Source organism: Pseudoalteromonas sp. GB43, assembly GCF_054923805.1.
The window spans coordinates 302,355-322,153 of the sequence record NZ_JBPCHJ010000001.1 but is presented as its reverse complement, the minus strand read 5'-3'; the positions used below and the strand labels follow the sequence as shown (position 1 = coordinate 322,153).

The 19,799-nt window shown below is 40.1% G+C and carries 12 protein-coding genes and 2 pseudogenes; 6 read left to right on the top strand and 8 right to left on the bottom strand.

The window, feature by feature from the left end; all coding sequences use genetic code 11:
- Window positions 1–57: 57 nt before the first annotated feature.
- The 4 genes and pseudogenes from infA to trxB all read right to left on the bottom strand — a co-directional run bounded on the left by infA (window position 58) and on the right by trxB (window position 2,835).
- Window positions 58–276 (bottom strand): translation initiation factor IF-1, encoded by a 219-nt coding sequence (gene infA, locus ACRWSG_RS01510; RefSeq protein ID WP_002962494.1) that lies wholly within the window; start codon window positions 274–276, stop codon window positions 58–60.
- Between the two features lie 90 nt (window positions 277–366).
- On the bottom strand, window positions 367–1,071 hold the full coding sequence (locus ACRWSG_RS01505; RefSeq protein WP_054551468.1) for an arginyltransferase: 705 nt from the start codon (window positions 1,069–1,071) through the stop codon (window positions 367–369).
- A pseudogene (aat, locus tag ACRWSG_RS01500) lies at window positions 1,064–1,779 on the bottom strand (leucyl/phenylalanyl-tRNA--protein transferase). The gene ACRWSG_RS01505 and the pseudogene aat overlap by 8 nt, the downstream one beginning before the upstream one ends.
- A gap of 105 nt (window positions 1,780–1,884) precedes the next feature.
- Entirely contained in the window at window positions 1,885–2,835 is a 951-nt protein-coding gene (gene trxB, locus ACRWSG_RS01495) for a thioredoxin-disulfide reductase (protein WP_054551466.1), read from the bottom strand.
- A gap of 288 nt (window positions 2,836–3,123) precedes the next feature.
- Between trxB and pssA the strand changes: the two genes are divergently transcribed.
- Window positions 3,124–4,404: a CDP-diacylglycerol--serine O-phosphatidyltransferase gene (gene pssA / locus ACRWSG_RS01490; RefSeq protein ID WP_462165428.1), complete on the top strand. Its 1,281-nt coding sequence runs from the start codon at window positions 3,124–3,126 to the stop codon at window positions 4,402–4,404.
- Between the two features lie 105 nt (window positions 4,405–4,509).
- Here the strand turns inward: pssA and ACRWSG_RS01485 are convergent, their stop codons facing one another.
- Window positions 4,510–5,253, bottom strand: a complete 744-nt coding sequence (locus ACRWSG_RS01485; RefSeq protein WP_462165427.1) for a YciK family oxidoreductase — start codon at window positions 5,251–5,253, stop codon at window positions 4,510–4,512.
- 228 nt (window positions 5,254–5,481) lie between these two features.
- Between ACRWSG_RS01485 and ACRWSG_RS01480 the strand changes: the two genes are divergently transcribed.
- Window positions 5,482–7,914, top strand: a complete 2,433-nt coding sequence (locus tag ACRWSG_RS01480; RefSeq protein ID WP_462165426.1) for a VolA/Pla-1 family phospholipase — start codon at window positions 5,482–5,484, stop codon at window positions 7,912–7,914.
- A 114-nt stretch (window positions 7,915–8,028) separates the two neighbouring features.
- Window positions 8,029–9,045: a protease SohB gene (sohB, locus tag ACRWSG_RS01475; RefSeq protein ID WP_138600541.1), complete on the top strand. Its 1,017-nt coding sequence runs from the start codon at window positions 8,029–8,031 to the stop codon at window positions 9,043–9,045.
- 76 nt (window positions 9,046–9,121) lie between these two features.
- Here sohB and ACRWSG_RS01470 read toward each other — a convergent pair whose 3' ends face one another.
- On the bottom strand, window positions 9,122–10,453 hold the full coding sequence (locus tag ACRWSG_RS01470) for a dicarboxylate/amino acid:cation symporter (RefSeq protein WP_054551461.1): 1,332 nt from the start codon (window positions 10,451–10,453) through the stop codon (window positions 9,122–9,124).
- A gap of 193 nt (window positions 10,454–10,646) precedes the next feature.
- Between ACRWSG_RS01470 and ACRWSG_RS01465 the strand changes: the two genes are divergently transcribed.
- Window positions 10,647–13,979, top strand: a complete 3,333-nt coding sequence (locus ACRWSG_RS01465; RefSeq protein WP_138600543.1) for an Ig-like domain-containing protein — start codon at window positions 10,647–10,649, stop codon at window positions 13,977–13,979.
- Between the two features lie 294 nt (window positions 13,980–14,273).
- A pseudogene (gene topA / locus ACRWSG_RS01460) lies at window positions 14,274–16,935 on the top strand (type I DNA topoisomerase).
- Window positions 16,936–17,067: 132 nt separating this feature from the next.
- On the opposite strand, the gene ACRWSG_RS01455 reads toward topA, so the two are convergent.
- On the bottom strand, window positions 17,068–17,310 hold the full coding sequence (locus ACRWSG_RS01455; protein ID WP_054551458.1) for a hypothetical protein: 243 nt from the start codon (window positions 17,308–17,310) through the stop codon (window positions 17,068–17,070).
- A 236-nt stretch (window positions 17,311–17,546) separates the two neighbouring features.
- Here ACRWSG_RS01455 and ACRWSG_RS01450 point away from each other — a divergent pair, with 236 nt between their 5' ends.
- A complete protein-coding gene (locus ACRWSG_RS01450) occupies window positions 17,547–18,095 on the top strand; it encodes a TIGR00645 family protein (protein WP_054551457.1) in 549 nt (182 codons plus the stop codon).
- Window positions 18,096–18,156: 61 nt separating this feature from the next.
- Here the strand turns inward: ACRWSG_RS01450 and ACRWSG_RS01445 are convergent, their stop codons facing one another.
- Window positions 18,157–19,782, bottom strand: coding sequence for an alpha-glucosidase family protein (locus ACRWSG_RS01445; RefSeq protein WP_462165425.1), 1,626 nt, complete (start codon window positions 19,780–19,782; stop codon window positions 18,157–18,159).
- Between the last annotated feature and the right edge of the window lie 17 nt (window positions 19,783–19,799).

Sequence of the window (19,799 nt, the reverse complement as noted above, 5' to 3'; positions counted from 1 at the left end):
AAACACACCTGCTCATTCAAAGCAGCAAAAAGCTAAATCTCTCGTTAACGCACTAACTTAGCGAGCACGGAATACGATGCGACCTTTCGATAAATCGTAAGGAGTCATTTCTACGGTTACTTTGTCGCCAGTTAAGATGCGGATGTAGTTTTTACGCATTTTACCAGAGATATGAGCCACAACAACGTGACCATTTTCTAGCTCAACTCGGAACATTGTATTTGGTAAAGTATCAAGGACCGTACCTTGCATTTCGATTACGTCTTCTTTCGCCATGTTTAGCGTAACACCTCTTTAATAGTTAAACGCTGCAGATTTTGCCGAAAATACAGCAATAAGTAAAGCTACAGGGCTCAATTTTGTAAATTAAATCGCCAACCACTCGTCGCCAATGTGCTTTTGTGCAGGCAAAAATTGGGTTTTATATTTCATTTTAGTGCATTCGTCGATTTGGTAACCTAAATAGACAAATTGTTTTGCTTGTTGTTTTGCAAATTTAATTTGTTCCATGATCATGATGCTACCGATACTGTATTGCTCATAGTCGGGATCAAAAAAGGTATAAATCGCTGATAGGGCATTGGTCATACAGTCGGTTACCGCAACGGCAACTAACTTATCGCCATCTCTTAACTCTATAAATGTAACGGGTAGCCACTGGCAAAACAAAAAGCTTTCGTACTGACTTTGGTCAGGCGGAAACATTGAACCATCTTGATGTCTTTGCGTGATGTATTTGCAATATAACGGGTAGTATTCTGCGCGTTCGTACTCACTATAACTGACCGTGAAAACCTTATTTGCTTTATTTAATTTGCGCTTTTGCGATTTTGAAGGAGTAAATTGTTGGGCTAAAACGCGCACTGAATTACAGGCATTACAAATAGGGCAATGTGGACGATAGATTTGGTCGCCACTGCGTCTAAAGCCTAATGCTAATAATTGTTCAAATTTATCAGGGCAATAACAACTCGGATCAAGTATAACAAGTAGTTGTTCCTGACGGTCGGGTAAATAACTGCAATCAAATTGCTGGCTTAAACCAAGCCTAGCGGGTAAGTGCTCAGTCATAAATATTAATCAACTCTTGTGGTTGCCACATATCTTTTTTAGGCACATAACTGTGTGCTAATTTAAGTCTAGTTAAAAATTCTCTACGTGGGATAACTTTTGCACCTAAAGTGATTAAATAAGGGTTTTCTAGTTGGCAATCAATAAAATGGGCTTGATGTTTGTTAAGCCAATTTACTAATGCCCACATCGCCAGTTTCGAACCATTACTGACTTGATGGAACATTGATTCACCACAAAAAATACCGTTTTGCATAATGCCATAGAGGCCAGCTACCAGTTCATCTTCATGCCAAATCTCAAGACTGTGTGCTAACCCCTGATGGTGCGCTTCAATATAGGCATGCATCATTTGCTCTGTGATCCAGGTACCTTCAGCATCGATACGTTGCTCACGGCAAGCATTGATAACATGGGCAAATGCGTGATTAATGGTGACACGCACAGGAAAACGCTTTAAATGCTTTTTTAAGCTACGACTGACATGAAATTCATTTAGCTCAATAACGCCGCGTATGCTAGGTGACCACCACATGATGGGCTCATAGTCACTAAACCAAGGAAAAACACCTGTGTTATAGGCATTTTTAATGCGTTCAACTGATAAATCACCGCCAATTGCTAGCGGCCATCGGGCTCATCAAGAGCGAGTTCTGGGTCTGGAAAATCAACAGTCTCGGGCGAGAGTTGGTACAGTTGCTTGATCATATCAGCTTGTCGTTGTTCTTTGTTCTGATTTTAACAAAATTTTAGCTATAAAAAAGGGGCTGTTTTACAACAGCCCCCAGTATTTAGTGCTTTAGATCAACTAATTTATAGGTTATCTAAAAAGCGTTCAGCATCAAGTGCAGCCATACAGCCAGTACCTGCTGATGTGATTGCTTGGCGATAAATGTGATCAGACACGTCACCTGCAGCAAATACACCTGGTACACTTGTTTGTGTTGCGTTACCGTTTAAACCAGATTGAACAACTAAATAGCCGTCTTTCATTTCTAGCTGACCTTCAAACATGTCAGTGTTTGGTTTATGGCCAATTGCAATGAATACACCCGCAAGATCTAAGTTTTCTGTTTCTTCAGAATCAGTTGCTTTAATTCGGATGCCAGTTACGCCCATTTCATCACCAAGTACTTCATCTAAAGTGCGATTGTAATGTAAAACAACGTTACCGTTTTCAGCTTTTTCTTTTAAACGATCAGCTAAGATCTTCTCACTGCGGAAGCTGTCACGACGGTGGATAACGTGAACTTCATCAGCAATATTTGATAAGTAAAGTGCTTCTTCAACAGCAGTGTTACCACCGCCTACAACCGCTACTTTTTGACCACGGTAGAAGAAACCATCACAGGTTGCGCAAGCAGAAACACCACGACCTTGGAAGTTAGTTTCTGATTCTAAACCTAAGTATTTAGCTGACGCGCCAGTTGCAATAATTAATGCATCACATGTATATGTGCCAGAGTCACCAGTTAAAGTGAAAGGGCGTTTTGAAACATCAACTTTATTAATGTGATCAAAAACGATTTCAGTTTCGAAACGTTCAGCATGCTCTTTCATACGGTCCATTAATGCAGGACCTGTTAAACCGTGTGCATCTCCAGGCCAGTTTTCAACTTCAGTAGTTGTCGTTAATTGACCACCTTGCTGAATACCAGTGATAAGAACAGGGTTAAGGTTAGCACGGGCTGCGTATACCGCTGCCGTGTAGCCCGCAGGGCCAGAACCTAAGATTAATAGTTTACAGTGTTTTGCGTCACTCATGGTTTTTCCTAAAAACGTTTCAATACGATGTCTATGCGCCCGATTCTAAGAAAAACAAGGCGGAAGTAAACAAAAGCCCCGATTATTTTTTTAGTCAAATTGCGAAGCTGTCAAATAATCCTTACTTAATGCAATTTAAACACCTATTTTTGTTCATAAAATAGGCTAATTACAAATTGTTCTGTGATCAAAGTACGGTAATTCATGACCAAGCAATTTTTTTTTGGTATGTTTTAGCTAATTTTGATATTAGCTCATGGTATGAGCTAACTAAACTAACAGGCAATTATGGTATTTTGGCAGGAAAAGCCCGCTTTTGGGCTGACTACAGAAGACGTACAGGTCTTAACCAATGCAAAAGAGTATCGCACTGAACTATTGCGTTTAATTGGTTCAGCGAAAAAAAGAATTTATATTACTGCTTTGTATTTGCAAGATGATGAAGCAGGACGAGAAATATTGACTGCCTTACATCAGGCATCACTTGCTAATCCTGAGTTAGAAGTAAAAGTACTCGTTGATTTTCACCGAGCTCAACGTGGTTTAATTGGTGCAGCTAAGTCTGATGGCAATGCCAGCATGTATTGTGATTTTCAAGAGCAGTATCAATCAAATGTGAAAGTACATGGTGTTCCGGTAAAAGCCAAAGAGCTTTTCGGGGTACTGCATTTAAAAGGTTTTGTGATTGACGACACATTATTATACAGCGGCGCAAGCTTAAATAATGTATATCTTCAGCAAGATGACCGTTATCGTTTAGACCGTTACTTCTTAGTTCACCAAGCTGGATTATGTAATTCGGTCATCGAATTTATAGAAACACATCTGTTAAGCTCAGTTGCCGTGCCGCGAATTGATATGCGTCCACTGATACAATTTAATGATATTAAAGTGGCGCAAAAGCAATTGATGCGTGAACTTAAATCTGCAAGTTACGAAAGCGCTGCAGAAGCCAGTGCCGGTGAGTTGGGTGTGCGTTTATTTTTAGGTTTAGGGCGAAGAAGTAATAAGCTGAACCGTTTAATTAAATCGTTATTCGATACCACTGAGCAAGAGCTCGTTCTTTATACCCCTTACTTTAACTTTCCTGCACCATTAATGCGTTCATTACGCCGTTTATTAAAGCAAGGTAAGCAGGTAACTATTGTGGTAGGGGATAAAACTGCCAATGACTTTTATCTGAAGCCAAGTGAGCCGTTTAGTAAGATTGGTGCATTACCTTATTTATACGAAACCATTTTGTATAAATTTTTAAAGTCACAAAAACGCCACATCAGTAATGGTAATTTGAATGTTTACCTTTGGAAGCACGAGAGTAACTCGTTCCACTTGAAGGGGATTTGTTCGGATAAGCGATTACACTTATTAAGTGGGCACAATTTAAATCCACGCGCATGGGGCTTAGATATCGAAAATGGTATTTTAATTGACGACCCTAAGCAGCATATCCTTGAACAAATAGAAAACGAAAAACAAGCTATATTAAAGCACTGTCGACGTTTAACAGGCCCACAAGACTTAGAAACGATGAATGACTATCCTGCGCCAGTTAAAAAGCTATTGGGCTAGGCTAAACGTGTAAAAGTTGATTTTATTATCAAACGCTTTATTTAATCGAAAAATTAAAAAAGCAGCGAAAGCTGCTTTTTTTATGTCTAGATATTTGTTTCTGGCTTATTTTTGTTGAGCATCTAAAGACTGACCATTAACTTCTTTAGAGTCGTCGCTCATCAAGTATAAATAAGTTGGCATTAAATCTTCGGGTGTTGCTAAATTATCCCTATCTTCACCAGGGTATGCAGATGCACGCATTGATGTGCGGGTAGCGCCAGGATTGATACAGTTTACGCGAATATTGGTTTTACCCACTTCACAAGCCCACGTTTGCATCATGCCCTCTACAGCAAACTTTGAGATAGCATACGCACCCCAGTGTTCGCGGCCTTGGCGACCCACCCCAGATGAAGTAAAAATAACAGATGCACTGTAAGATTTTCGAAGCAGAGGGAACATAAATTTAGTGATCATAGCTTGTGCAGTTACATTCACTTTCATGATGTTTTCAAATGTTGATACACAGAAGTGCTCAAGTGGACCTAATGAACCTAAAATACCTGCATTATTAAGTAAGCCGTCTAACTTACCGAACTGCATTTCGATGGTTGCAGCTAAGTCACGGTAGTTTTGCTTTGTGGCACCTTTTAAATCCATTGGCACAATAGCCGGTTGTGGATAGCCAGCGTTTACAATTTCATCGTAAACACATTCAAGCTTATTGGTTGTTTTTCCAAGTAAAATAACAGTGGCACCATGCTTAGCATAAGTTAGTGCGGCAACACGACCAATGCCGTCACCAGCACCTGTTATTAAAATTACTTTGTCTTTTAGCGCATTCTCTGCGGCTTTATAAGTATGCATAAACGTACCATCGATTAAGTTTTTTACTATTTTACCATAGCAAAAAGCCAAGTTATCGAATTTATTGCAAATTAAGGTGGCGAAAATTGAAACTTTACGTTAAGTTTAACTGGTCTAATGTCTCATTAATAACCTAATTACATTAAATTAACTTAGAATGAAGGTAGTAGAACCACTACTTTTAACTTTGAACACACAATAACAATAAGATTTGCGCGGAGCGAAATTATGAAAAAACTGCTACTCTCACTAGCCATTGCGTCAGCCATTACTGGCTGTGGTGGAGGAGAAACATTAGAAGATGTAAAAAATGATAATCCTCCTGTTCTCCCAACCGCGACAGTAAAATTTGACCCAGCGAATAGTGTTATCTCAGTGCCGAATGATTTACTTATGAGTGGTACGCTTGATGGTACTTTAAATATGCCGGGTGAATTAGACGACGACAATGTTAGTGTTGACCGTGCGGCCTATGCTGATCCACAACTTGCACTTGGTGCGCTTGATGGTTGGTCTACGCAAACTCCGTTTAAAATTGACTTAACTTTTCCTTCGGGTATCTCTCTTGATATGACATCTGCTGCTTCACCAGGCGCTGTGCGTATTTTTGAAGTTGTTATGGGTGCAAGCCAAACAGACGAAACCTGTTCACAAGTACCAGCTGGTATCGCTTGTAAATTAGTGTCTGAACTGACTTTCGGTGTTGACTTTATCACACAAGGTTCTGGTGATGCGGTTGCTGTGATCCCACTTAAGCCATTTAAAGCTGGCAGCACTTACATTAATGTTTTGACAACGTCATTAATGGACTCAGAAGGGCGCTCAATTGAGCCTTCTTCAACTTATGCACTCGTGAGCGAGGAAGCAACACTTATTACCGACTCACAAAAGTCACTTCAAGCGGTTATCAATAGCTATGAAAACGCAGTGACATCAGGTGGTGCAATCACAAAAGATGAAATCATTTACTCAGCAGCGATGACAATGCAATCAGCAGGTCAAGTGCTTGGAACAGTTAAGCAGCTTCTTGCTGCAAGTTTAACCCAAGATGCACTACCGACGCCTATGGTGCAAATTCCTGATCAACCCGTTATTACCGTTGAGCAAGTATTTGCATCACAAGGTATTACTGGTGTGTCACCTGTGTTTGGTGGTGTGCAGTATCAAAAAGGTAGCGTAATGTTACCTATGTATTTAGCTACACCAACAGGCACAACGGTTGATGATTTATCTGCGACTTACTGGCAAGGTTTATGTGATAGCGGTGTTGCGGTACTTGGATATGCAGCCGCAGCGGGTGATTCATTCCCAACAGACCCTATTAGCGAAACTGATGGCCTGTGTATGGCGTTAAGTGAAGGCAAGTTACGTGATTTAGGTTTAGACCAAACTAAACACTTAACTAAGTACAACACAATTCCAAAAACACAAAGTATTGCTAATGTGCCAGTACAAATTACTAAACCAATTTTACCTGTAATTAATGCAGTGCGAGCTCAGCTCGGCTTAGACGCATTGAGCATGCCTGAGACAGGCTGGCCAGTTGTTATCCTTCAGCACGGCATTACTTCTAAAAAAGAAGATATGTTAGCCATTACTGCACAATTAACACTGCAAGGCTTTGCAACAGCTGCAATCGATCATCCTATGCATGGTGAGCGTGGTGTAGATGTAGATGGCGACGGTACTGACGACTTTAATGCCTCTACTGGTTCTGTATTAAGCTATATGAACTTACAGTCATTATTAGTAGCCCGTGATAGCTTACGTCAATCAGTTGCTGATTTACTTGGTTTACGTTTGGGTCTTAACTTTACCGGTGCTGCTGATTTAAATGCGCAAGATGTATCATTCTTAGGTCATTCATTAGGCTCGGTAGTTGCCCCAGCATTTGTTGCTGTTACTAATGCACCGCTAGCTGACCAAGTTGATCCAATGTTCAACGTTAAAAGCGTAGCACTTGCCAGTGGCGGCGGTGGTATCGCAAGTTTCTTAATTGAGTCAAATACATTTGGCCCATTTGTTCAAGGCTCTGTATTACTTGCAGCCGGTACAGCTGAATCTGCTGAGTTTGGTGCTTATGCTCAAAATGAAGCGTTATCAAATTGTGGCGTGCTATTACCAGACCAAACTAAATTTGTCACATGTGCTTATAAAGAGTACGTTGGTTCACTAACAGTGGCAGGCGAAACAGAAAAGCTAGCAAACATTCAAAGTGTGGTTACTCAATTTGCTTTTGCTGCACAAACAGCACTTGATAGTGGCGACCCGTCAAATTATGCAGCCTCTGTTGCAGCGCTTGGCACGCCAGTGTACATGAGTGTAGTGGTTGGCGATGGTGCTAACAACAATGCTGATATGGTTATTCCACCAATGGTGGCGAGCAACCCAATTGCTGGTAGCTTACCTCTTGCTAACCTAATGGGCTTATCAACTATTGCAGAAACTCAAGGCCCGACTGCTGATGCAATGAGCTATGTGGTTAAATTCACGAAAGGCCATCACAGCTCTGTATTATCACCTGCAGCGACAGAAGATTCAGGTGCTACTGCTGAAGAAAGTGCAGCAGCAACAACAGAAATGCAATTACAAATCGCGACTTTCTTAGCAAGTCGTGGGCAGTATCTTCAAGTTACAAACACAGAAGTTGTTACTGAATAATTAAATGCTATTAATTACGTAATAACCAATTAAGTAAAAAGCCACATCATGTGGCTTTTTTTTGCTTTAAAGCGTGGTAAATTGTGCCGAAGTATTAATAAATGGAGAGTTTGATTGGAATTTTTATATGAATACGGGTTGTTTTTTGCAAAGACCCTGACATTTGTCATCGCAATTGCAGTGATTGTTGCCATTATCATGGGCGCAGCAGTGAAACCAAAAGCGAAGAAAGGGGAGATAACAATTGATGATTTAAGTGAGCAACTTGATGATCTAAAACAAAGCTTTATCGAAAATACCCTTTCTAAAAAAGAGCTTAAGGCTCATCAAAAACAGCAAAAAACTGAGGCTAAAAAACAGCAAAACGACGAGCCTAAATCGCGTTTATATGTTATTGATTTCAATGGCAGTGTTGATGCCCATGAAGTCGAAAGTCTTCGCGAAGAAATTACCGCTATTTTAACCATTGCTGACAAAGAAAAAGACCGCGTACTGGTTCGCCTTGAAAGTGGTGGTGGTGTGGTGCACGGCTATGGCCTTGCTGCCTCTCAACTGCAACGCTTACGTAATGCTGGCATTCATTTAACGGTAGCTATTGATAAAGTAGCAGCAAGTGGCGGCTATATGATGGCCTGTGTGGCCAATGAGATTGTTGCAGCACCTTTTGCCATTGTTGGCTCGATAGGTGTTATTGCGCAAATTCCTAACTTTAATAAAATCTTGAAAAAGAATGATGTTGATTTTGAGCAAATCACCGCAGGTGAATACAAGCGTACGCTAACTATCTTTGGTGAAAATACCGATAAAGGTCGTGAAAAATTCAAAGAAGAAATTGAACAAACCCACGGTTTATTTAAAACCTTTGTGAGTGAGCAGCGTCCATCTCTAGATATTGATACTGTTGCAACCGGTGAACATTGGTTTGCTACTCAAGCGTTCGATAAAGGTTTAGTTGATAAGATTGATACAAGTGATGATATCTTATTGAGCCAAGCTAAAGAACGTCAAATCTTTAAAGTAAAATACCGTGTTAAGAAGAATTTAAGCGATAAGCTCGCCGTCGGATTAAGTTCAGGGGTAAGTAAAGCGGGAGTGACTTTAATGTCTCGTTTAAAAGGCTTAAACCCTTAAATTTAAAAACATGAAAGTAGTATAAAAAACCCGCTTATTATTTAGCGGGTTTTTTTATGAGTTAATTAGTGTGAAATTAATTAATAGATTTATGGTAATCTTCTAAATCTTTAGCGGCATTTGGGTCGTTAAATACGTCCTCATCAAACTCACCTTCAGATTTTGCAACCACACAGGTCACCATGCAGTCACCGGTCACGTTAACAGCGGTTCGCGTCATATCAAGTAAGCGGTCGACACCAATGATGATAGCAATACCTTCTACAGGCAATCCAACTTGATTTAATACCATAGCTAACATAATAAGGCCTACACCCGGAACACCAGCAGTACCTACAGAAGCAAGGGTTGCGGTTAAAATAACCATCAGATAATCAGAAATCGTTAAATCTACTGCAAAAACTTGCGAAATAAAAACAGTCGCAACGCCTTGCATAATCGCCGTACCATCCATGTTGATGGTTGCGCCAAGGGGCACGGTAAAAGAAGCAACAGAGTTATGAGCACCTAACTTTTTATTTGCTGTTTCAAGGGTAATAGGCATAGTTGCGCTTGAGCTTGATGTACTAAATGCAAATAAACAGGCATTTTTCATTTTCTTTAGAAATGTAATAGGGTTTAGACCTGTAAACAGCTTAAGTAACAGGCTGTAATTCACAAAACCGTGAAATAATAAAGCAAAAACAACGACACCAAAATATAAGGCCAAGCTAGTGATAAGCTTTAAGTCAATGGTTGTAAATAATTTTGCCATTAAGAAAAATACACCATACGGTGCAATATTCATAAGCAGTGTTACAAGCTTTAAAATTACGGTATTTAAATCTTCAAAAACACTGGCCACTCGTTTACCTGCTTTTCCACTGAGTGCCATCGCAACACCAAATAACAAGGCAAAAACGATAACTTGGAGCATGTTGCCACTTGCCATTGCATCAATAGGGTTTGTTGGGAACATACCAATAATGACTTGCGCAAGGGTGGGAGCTTCTTTCGCACTATAGTTAGCATCTGAAGGTAAATTGATTCCCTCACCTGGATTCACTAATAACGCCAAGGTGATAGCAACAGTAATGGCGATTGCCGTTGTCGCTAAATAAAGCAAAATAGACTTACCACCTAGTCGACCTAACTTTTTTGGGTCGCTCAAGCTACAAGTTCCACAAACAAGTGATACAAATACTAAAGGCACCACAAGCATTTTTAAGCTTGCAATGAATATTTGCCCGCCAACATGGAAAATACCATCAACAAAAAAAGCTTTAATAGGTAAAGAGAATAACCCTAATGGAATAAGGAAATCGTCTTCACCCGCTAAAATGGCTTGAAAGATAAAACCAACAACTACACCAAGTACCATACCAACCATGATACGAGATGTAAGGCTTAAAGACCGTACTTTTGACATACACCTAATCTATCTTGTTATAAATTTTGTCATAGACTACCAGCATAAGGATTTTTATACAGAAAAATTCGATAAATAATTAAATTAATTCGTTAAGAAATGAATAAAAAAATGATTATTTTCGGACTGATTTTAGGTTAATATTAGGTAAATAATAAAACAAAGTTTGAAATAGCTAACTAGGGAGAGGTCAATGCCTTTATTTCGATGGCTAAGTGTAATAGTTTTCAGCTCATTATTAGCTGCATGTGGTGGCGGTGGCTCACTGGAAAGTGATGGTGGTTCGCTTGATGGTGGGGATGATTCAACAGCTGAAGCTAGTTATGAAATTGCAGTACAAGGTTTTTCGCTGTCATCTGGTGAACAAGATAATCAGGTAACAGCTGACTCTCCGTTAACAATATCTGCTACATTAACAAATAATGATGAAGCTGTTGCTGGGGTTGTGATTAACTTTAGCTTAAACGGCGATATTGGTCTTTTAGATCCAGTATCTGGAACTGATCTAACAGATAGCAATGGTGTTGCTTCTATTAAACTTACGGCAGGTGATACTGCTGGCGCTGGTATAGTAACTGCTACCTACGCTCTTGATGGAGATACCTACAGCGACACATTTGGTTTCACATCGGATGGTTCAGAATCAGATGATTCAAGTGTGAGCGGCAGCGTCACATTAAACCTCACTATTACAGACACTTCTGGAGCACCGTTTACTGTTGATAACCCTGTAAGCAAAGATAATAAAGGTACAGTCACAGCAACTTTGCTTGATGAAGAGACGCCCCTTGCAGGTCAACTTATTTCATTCAGCACTAATTTTACAGGTAAAATTACGCCTGTTTTAGGAACCGCTCTAACAGATTCAAATGGTGAAGCTTCTGTAACACTGAGCAGTGGTGATGCGAAAGGGGCAGGTCAAGTTGTAGCAACCTATACAGATGAAAGCGGTAATGCAGTCACTAAAATTGCTGGCTTTATTTCTAATGGTGATGAAGCCCCTGATGATGCTATACAGTATTCGGTTACAGCTTCTCTTTTAACTGGTTGTGTCCCTTCTTGGGATGACAATAGAAGTAACGTAAAACTAGACCCGACCTCAATAGCATCAGGCTGTAGCATAACTAACTCGGTATCGAGTGCTGAACTTGCTGATTTATTTATTGAAGTAACAAATCAGCAAAGTGGTGACGCTGTTGCTAATGCACTAGTCGAAGTAACAACTGATCTAGGGACTGTCCTTCCATCATCAGGTCGAGCGTTGACTGATAGCTTTGGTGTTGCACTATTGAAAATCCAACCAGGTAACACTGGCGGTGCAGGAACAATTACAGTATCTGCTTTAGATGAACAAATTAGCACTAACTTTGCAGTAGGTATCGCAGATTTAATTCTAGAAGTGGACAACGGCCTAAATGTTGACTCAAATGGTGATGTAATTCCTCTTAAAGCTGGAGGAAGTACAATTATTGAGGTCACTTTAAAGGACGAAGAAGGGAATTTATATACCACACCAACAGATGTAGAATTTAGTTCAACATGTGTTGATAACAATAATTCAAGTATTGATGCCTCTGTAAAATCATCAAGCGGTATAGCTAGTTCTACCTATAGAGCCAATGGTTGCGGAATTGATGATGTTGTTAATATTACAGTCGAAACGGGCGGAAAGAACTTTACTGCTTCAACGATCATCCCTGTTGAAGTTTCAGCAGTACAATCAATTCAGTTTATCGACGTCTCAGAACCGGTAATTGCTCTTCCTCCAGGTGAAGGTGGCTTACCGACACAGTCTGTCGTTCGCTTTAGATTATTAGATGCCGACGGCATTGTATCGCCACAGCAGCGAATTGACTTTAAGTTAACAGACTCAACTGGTTTAGCTGGTTTGACTCAACGTACAGCGAATACAGACAATGATGGTGTTGTGCAAACTACGGTCACTTCAGGTATTGTGCCTGGTCCTCTTGTAGTTAAGGCTTGTTTTGTTTCAAAAACAGATGTTGCTGCATTACCAGAAGGTGATGATTTATCATGTTGGACAGATGAGGTGCAGTTGTGTGCAGATGAACCAACAAATGACATTTGTCCTGAAGGAACGCTTCACCTCGTACCACTAGCAGAGCAAATCAATGCAGTATCATCGCAACTTGCATTATATTCAGGCATTACGGATCAAAATAGTTTCGATTTAAGCCCTCAAGTTTTTAACCCTAATGCACTGAATTACAATGGAATTACTAATAGTCTTACGGTTTATTTTGGTGACCAATTTAATCAATTTAATAGTAATGGTGTCGAATCAACAGTTTTGACAGAATCAGGCGTTGTAGGTCCACAAAGTAATGAAGCGGTGTGTCGTACTACTGACGCGTCATGTGTAGTAACGTGGCGTTCACAAGGTGAGCGACCGTTCTATGATTACAAGTGGGGTAATAGAATTGGTGAAATCGATGGTAACTCTGCAACTACCGAAGGTATAAACCCTAAGACGGGTGATGTTAACTGCGATCCTTATTTTGAAACTGCAGCGCCTTGTATCGGGACATTAGTTCGCGCTAAAAACGATCCTAATGGTGTTATCCGAGGCGGAAGAACAAGTATTATTGCTGTTGCAAAAGGTCAAGAAAGCTTTGTCGATGAAGAGTCATCAGATGGAATAACTAGGCGCAATGGTTTATTTGATATTGGCGAATATTACACATTGTATGACTTACCAGAAGCGTTTAATGATCATAATGAAAATAGCACTTTTGACAAGGCGAACTGCAGTGATGCAGATAGTGATAGTTACGATCCGAACACAGATCAATGTTCTGAATTAAACTCGCGTGGTGGTCATAACGAAACATGGCGTGATCTTAATAATAATGGAATTTATGACGGTGCAGATGGTTTGTATAATGGCTTATTGTGTAGTGAAGCTGCCTTTAATGCAGGCCAGTGTACCCGTGATTTAATTGAAGTTCGTAAGCAAATTGAAGTTGTCATGTCTGGTGATGATCCATATGTTCGCTTTGCTGTATTAAAATCCAATGAAGTAGTATCTGCTCCATATGAGGTTTTAGTGCCTGCTGATTGTTCGAGCACAATAGCTGGTGTATTTGAGGTATCTGATAATGCGTTGTGGTGCGATGTCGCCTCTATTGATTTATCTGAAGTATCTCGTGCTAACCCAGACTATGATGCAACAGACCCCAATGAAACAGATCCTGAGACCTTAGAAGTGGGTTTATCTAGTATCAATGTACGTATTTTTTACAGTGATGAGTTTGGTAATCCACTTCCTGCTGGAACTGAAGTGTCGCTAACAGCCGATAATGGAGATTTTTCTATTATTGAGCATGAGGAAACGATTCCGAGCACAAATCGTGACTCAACAATGTATTCTGATGTTCGAATTGCTAGGGAGTCTGATGGTAACCAAGATCAAGATGGTGTACTAACTATAACTTTCCAATTTGAAAATCAGCTTGGCGGAACTAAAACGGTGAGCCGCTCGATTTCAATAATCGATGATAAATAAAGTTAAATCTTAAAAAATGCCAACCAGAAGGTTGGCATTTTTGTTGCTGTTCTATATATTCCCCTTGAAATTACCTTAAAACACCACATTGACTAAATTAGCAACAAAAATTGTTTAATTATTCAGTCAATGAAGAAAAGTTTCTATTAAAAGCTTGTAACAATTGGTGTTTGTAGATATACCTATAAATATTCGTGCTCCAATGATAAAAATCATACTTATTTGTTTAATGTGATTGATATACATTTATAAGGGCAAAAAACTTTTAAAATACTCGGTCAGAAATAGGCAACTATGGGCAAATCACTTGTAATTGTAGAGTCTCCTGCAAAGGCAAAAACAATTAATAAATACTTAGGTAACGATTTCATCGTAAAGTCCAGTGTTGGGCATGTGCGTGATCTACCAACTTCAGGTTCAGGCAAAACAAAAACTGCAGCGACGAAAACCCCTGCTGAAGTTCGAAAAATGTCGCCAGAAGAAAAAGCTGCCTATAAAAAGCAACGCGACTATAAAAATTTAGTTGCTCGTATGGGTATTGACCCTGAAAAAGGCTGGGAGCCACATTACGAAGTCTTACCGGGCAAAGAGAAAGTTGTTCAAGAATTAAAGAAACTTGCTGAAAACGCCGATAAAATCTATCTCGCAACCGATTTGGATAGAGAAGGGGAAGCGATTGCATGGCACCTCGAACAAATTATTGGTGGCGAGCCTGAAAAATATAAGCGAGTTGTTTTTAACGAAATTACTAAAAATGCAATTCAACAGGCATTTGAAACACCCGGTGAACTAAACACTGACATGGTTTATGCGCAACAAGCGCGTCGTTTTCTTGACCGCGTCGTGGGTTTTATGGTGTCGCCATTACTGTGGGCTAAAGTAGCACGTGGCTTATCAGCCGGTCGTGTGCAATCTGTTGCAGTACGTTTACTTGTTGAACGTGAACGCGAAATCAAAGCATTTATTCCTGAAGAGTTTTGGGATATCCACGCTGATGTTAAAAATACAGAAGCTGCTTTACGCTTAGAAGTTACTAAACACGCTGACAAGCCTTTTAAGCCAGTTAATGAAGAGCAGGCGATGTCTGCTGTTAGTGAACTCGAAAAAGCTGACTACAAAGTCATTAGCGTTGAAGAAAAGCCTAGCAAGAGTAAACCGAGCGCACCTTTTATTACTTCAACCATGCAACAGGCTGCCAGTACGCGCTTAGGTTATGGTGTTAAGAAAACCATGATGCTTGCTCAACGCTTATATGAAGCGGGTCACATTACCTATATGCGTACCGACTCAACTAACTTATCGAAAGATGCAGTTGAAATGTGTCGTGATTACGTGACAGAGCAATTTGGTGAAAAATATTTACCGAAAGCACCGATTAGTTATAGCTCTAAAGGCAATGCACAAGAGGCACACGAAGCGATCCGTCCTTCTAGTGTTACCGTACTATCTGGTCATTTAGACGGTGTTGAAGCAGATGCTAAAAAACTTTACGAATTAATTTGGCGCCAATTTGTTGCCTGCCAGATGGTTCCTGCTGAATACGATCTAACCACTTTAACAGTTGGCGCAGATGATTATCAGTTAAAAGCTAAAGGTCGCGTTCTTCGCTTTGATGGTTGGACAAAAGTCCAACCGGCTGTTCGTAAAAAGAATGAAGAAGATCAATCACTGCCAGCAGTTAAAGAAGGTGATGTTTTAACGCTTGTTGAGCTAGATCCTAAACAACATTTTACAAAGCCACCTGCACGCTTTAGTGAAGCGAGCCTAGTTAAAGAATTAGAAAAGCGTGGCATTGGTCGCCCATCTACGTATGCATCTATCATCTCTACGATTCAAGATCGTGGTTATGTGCGTGTTGAAAATCGCCGCTTCTTCGCTGAAAAAATGGGCGAGATAGTTACAGACCGCTTAGTTGAGAACTTCGAAGATCTGATGAACTTTGACTTTACCGCTAAGATGGAAGGCCGTCTCGATGACATCGCAGAGGGCGAACGTGTTTGGACACAAGTACTTGATAGATTTTACGCAGACTTTTCAACACAGCTTGAAATTGCCTCAGGTGACGAAGAGCAGGGTGGCATGCGTCAAAACCAAATGGTTGAGACTGATATTGATTGCCCTACGTGTGGTCGTAAGATGGGGATTCGTACTGCATCAACGGGTGTATTTTTAGGTTGTACTGGTTACAACTTGCCACCTAAAGAGCGCTGTACTACAACCATGAATTTGGTATCAGGCGATGAAGCTATTGCTGCGGATGTCGAAGACGTAGAAACTGAATCTCTAATGCAAATGAAGCGTTGCCCAATTTGTGAAACGGCAATGGATTCATACTTAATTGACGAAACACGTAAGTTACATGTGTGTGGTAACAACCCGGCATGTAAGGGTTATATCGTTGAGCAAGGCACCTTTAAAATTAAAGGCTACGACAATCCCTATTATCGAATGTGATAAATGTGGCTCAGACATGCAGTTAAAATCTGGTCGTTTTGGTAAGTACTTCGGTTGTAGTAATGAAGAGTGTAAAAATACACGTAAGTTACTCAAAAATGGTGAAGCTGCGCCACCAAAAGAAGATCCAGTTCACTTACCTGAACTTGAATGTGAAAAGTCAGAAGCTTATTTTGTACTGCGTGATGGTGCGTCAGGTATTTTCTTAGCGGCTAATACTTTCCCTAAATCACGTGAAACGCGTGCGCCTAAAGTGGAAGAATTAAAGCGTTTTAGAGATCGTATTTCTGAAAAGTTTTATTACCTTGCTGACGCACCTACACAAGATCCTGATGGAAATCCTTCAGTCGTTCGCTACAGCCGCAAAAATAAAGAGCAGTATGTAATGAGTGAAGTAGATGGCAAAGCCACAGGTTGGACCGCCCACTACCAAAATGGTAAATGGGTAGAAGAAAGTAAAAAGAAAGCGCCTGCTAAGAAAAAAACAGCAGCCAAAAAATAAATCGCCAGATTAAATAATAGAAGTCGCGGCGTAATGTCGCGCAAACTTATTGTTAATTTGAGATGCAAATAAAAAACCGGAACGCACATCATTGTGTCATTCCGGTTTTTCATATTCTAAGTAGACGTAAAATTAGATTTGTACGTCTTTTACTTTTTTATAGCCTTCAGCTTCAAGCTCATCGTTTACACATTTTAATACGTATGGCTTTAATTCTTCGTTGCTGATGTCATCATCTTTTGCCCAGTTTAAACACATTTCAGTGTATTCTTTAATCATTTCAGCTGATGCTTCAGGTGCTTCGTTAGCGATTGCATTCGTTGCTGACACGCTTAAAACAGGTGCCAAAATTAGTGCTAGCAATGCTTTTTTCATTTAATTATTCCTAATCAAAAAATTAATTATCACTGGCTAAATGCACAGTAATGGTGCGCAATGTGTATGTCACTTTGCTTGAGTGAATTTATAAACTAAATTTCAAAAAAAGATAACGAAATTTTTTTATCGTAAAGATAAGCAAAAAATAACCACTATTTTGCCTCTAATGCTGGTAATCGTAAGGTCAAAACACGTATTATCGCGCTAATTTTAAAAGAAAAGTGAACTAACTTATGTCTGAACAAGGGACTCATTCAAAAACAAAGAAAGTACCAACCAAACTAGAACAAGTTGTAGAGAGTTTTATTTTTCGCTCGCGTTGGTTACTAGCGCCATTCTTTATTGGCTTATTAGTCGCTGTGGTATTACTGCTGCTAAAGTTCTTTAAATATTTATACAGCATGGCTTTAAATACGTTCACTGCGTCAAACCAAGAGCTTTTGGTAGGTATTTTGACTTTAGTTGACACTGCGCTACTAGCTGGGCTTTTGCTTATTATTATTTTTAGTGGTTATGAAAACTTTGTTTCAAAATTAAATATAGAAAACCATGAAGATAGACCAGTTTGGATGGGCAAGGTTGGTTTCTCTGGCCTTAAGATGAAGTTGATTAGTGCAATTGTTGCAATCTCGGCTGTGGAGCTTTTAAAGGTATTTATTAGCTCAAACAACCATTCAACAGATGAGTTACTCTGGAAGGTGTTAATTCATGTCACGTTTGTGGTGTCGGGGGTGTTGTTTGCTCTTACAGATTACATTAATAGTAAAACCATGAACCACTAATACCATGATCAGAAATAAAAAAGCCCTGCAATTGCAGGGCTTGGTGTTTAACAACTGATTATTAATTCAGGGTTGCGTAAAAGCAACCAAACCCGGGCAGAGTGACTGTATTATTGTTTAATTCAGCTGTGTGATGAGAGATCTCTGTATGCTGTGAAGACACAGAATCAGAGATTGTCAGTTCGCTACTTTTTGCACCTAAGTTGAATGCACAAAGCATTTTAGTGTCGTTAAGCGTTCTATAAAAAGCAAGCACAGGCTCTTGTGTTTCGATAAATTCAATGTCGCCTTCAAGCAGTACGTTCTTATCTTTACGCCATGCCATAAATTCACGATACGCATTCAAAATAGAATCTTTATCTTGATCTTGCGTACTCACCGCAACTGATTTGTGCGCATCGCCTACAGGTAACCAAGGTTTTACTGTTGAGAAACCAGCTTGCTCAGCATCTGCTGCATTCCACGGCATCGGCGTACGACAACCATCACGGCCTTTAAAGTTTGGCCAGAATGTAATGCCGTATGGGTCTTGTAAGTCTTCAAATGCGACTTCAGCTTCACCTAAACCAAGCTCTTCACCTTGGTACATACACACGCTGCCACGTAACGAAGCAAGTAAAGCTGTTAGCATTTTACATTGCTGAGGATTGATAATGTTATCTTTACTCCAGCGGCTAGCAACACGCTCTACATCATGGTTACTAAATGCCCAACATGGCCAGCCTTCGGTCATATGCTGCTCTAGCGTACTAACTGTTGTGCGGATATATTCAGCGCTATAGTCGTTAGTCAGTAGCTCAAAGCTATAACCCATGTGAAGTTTGTCACCACCTGATGTGTATTCAGCCATGGTTGCGAGTGAATCTTCAGATGAGATTTCGCCTAATGCAACGGTACCAGGGTACTTGTTTAGTAGGGCACGAATGTCCTGCATAAAAGTCAGGTTTTCAGGTTGTGTATTATTGTAGTAGTGATACTGGAACGCATAAGGGTTGTCTTCGCTAAAGCCACGGCCTTGACGTTTCTCAGGTGGCTTAGCCGGGTTGTCACGTAATTGCGCATCGTGATAGCAAAAGTTAATTGCATCTAAGCGGAAACCATCAACGCCTTTCTTCAGCCAAAACTCAACATTGTCTAATACAGCTTTACGTACCTCTGGATTATGGAAGTTTAAATCAGGTTGTTCAGTCAAAAAGTTATGTAAATAATATTGACCACGACGCGGTTCCCACTGCCATGCAGGACCACCAAAAATAGATAACCAGTTATTTGGTTGTGTACCGTCAGGTTTGGCATCTGCCCACACGTACCAATCTGCTTTATCGTTGATCTTATCTTCACGGCTATCAAGGAACCATTGATGTTGATCTGAGGTATGGCTCAATACCTGATCAATAATGATCTTAATATCACGTTGATGAGCTTGTGCAATGAGTTCATCAAAATCATCAAGGTTACCAAATAGTGGATCGATATCACGATAGTCACTGATGTCATAACCAAAGTCTTTCATTGGTGATTTAAAGAAAGGTGAAACCCAAATAGCATCAACACCTAGGCTTTTAATATAATCAATGCGATCAATGATACCTTTGATATCACCAATGCCATCGCCATTGGTGTCTTGGAAACTGCGCGGATACACTTGATAAATAACCGCACCTTTATACCACTGCTTTTGAGCCATGTTTTTCTCCATCGTGA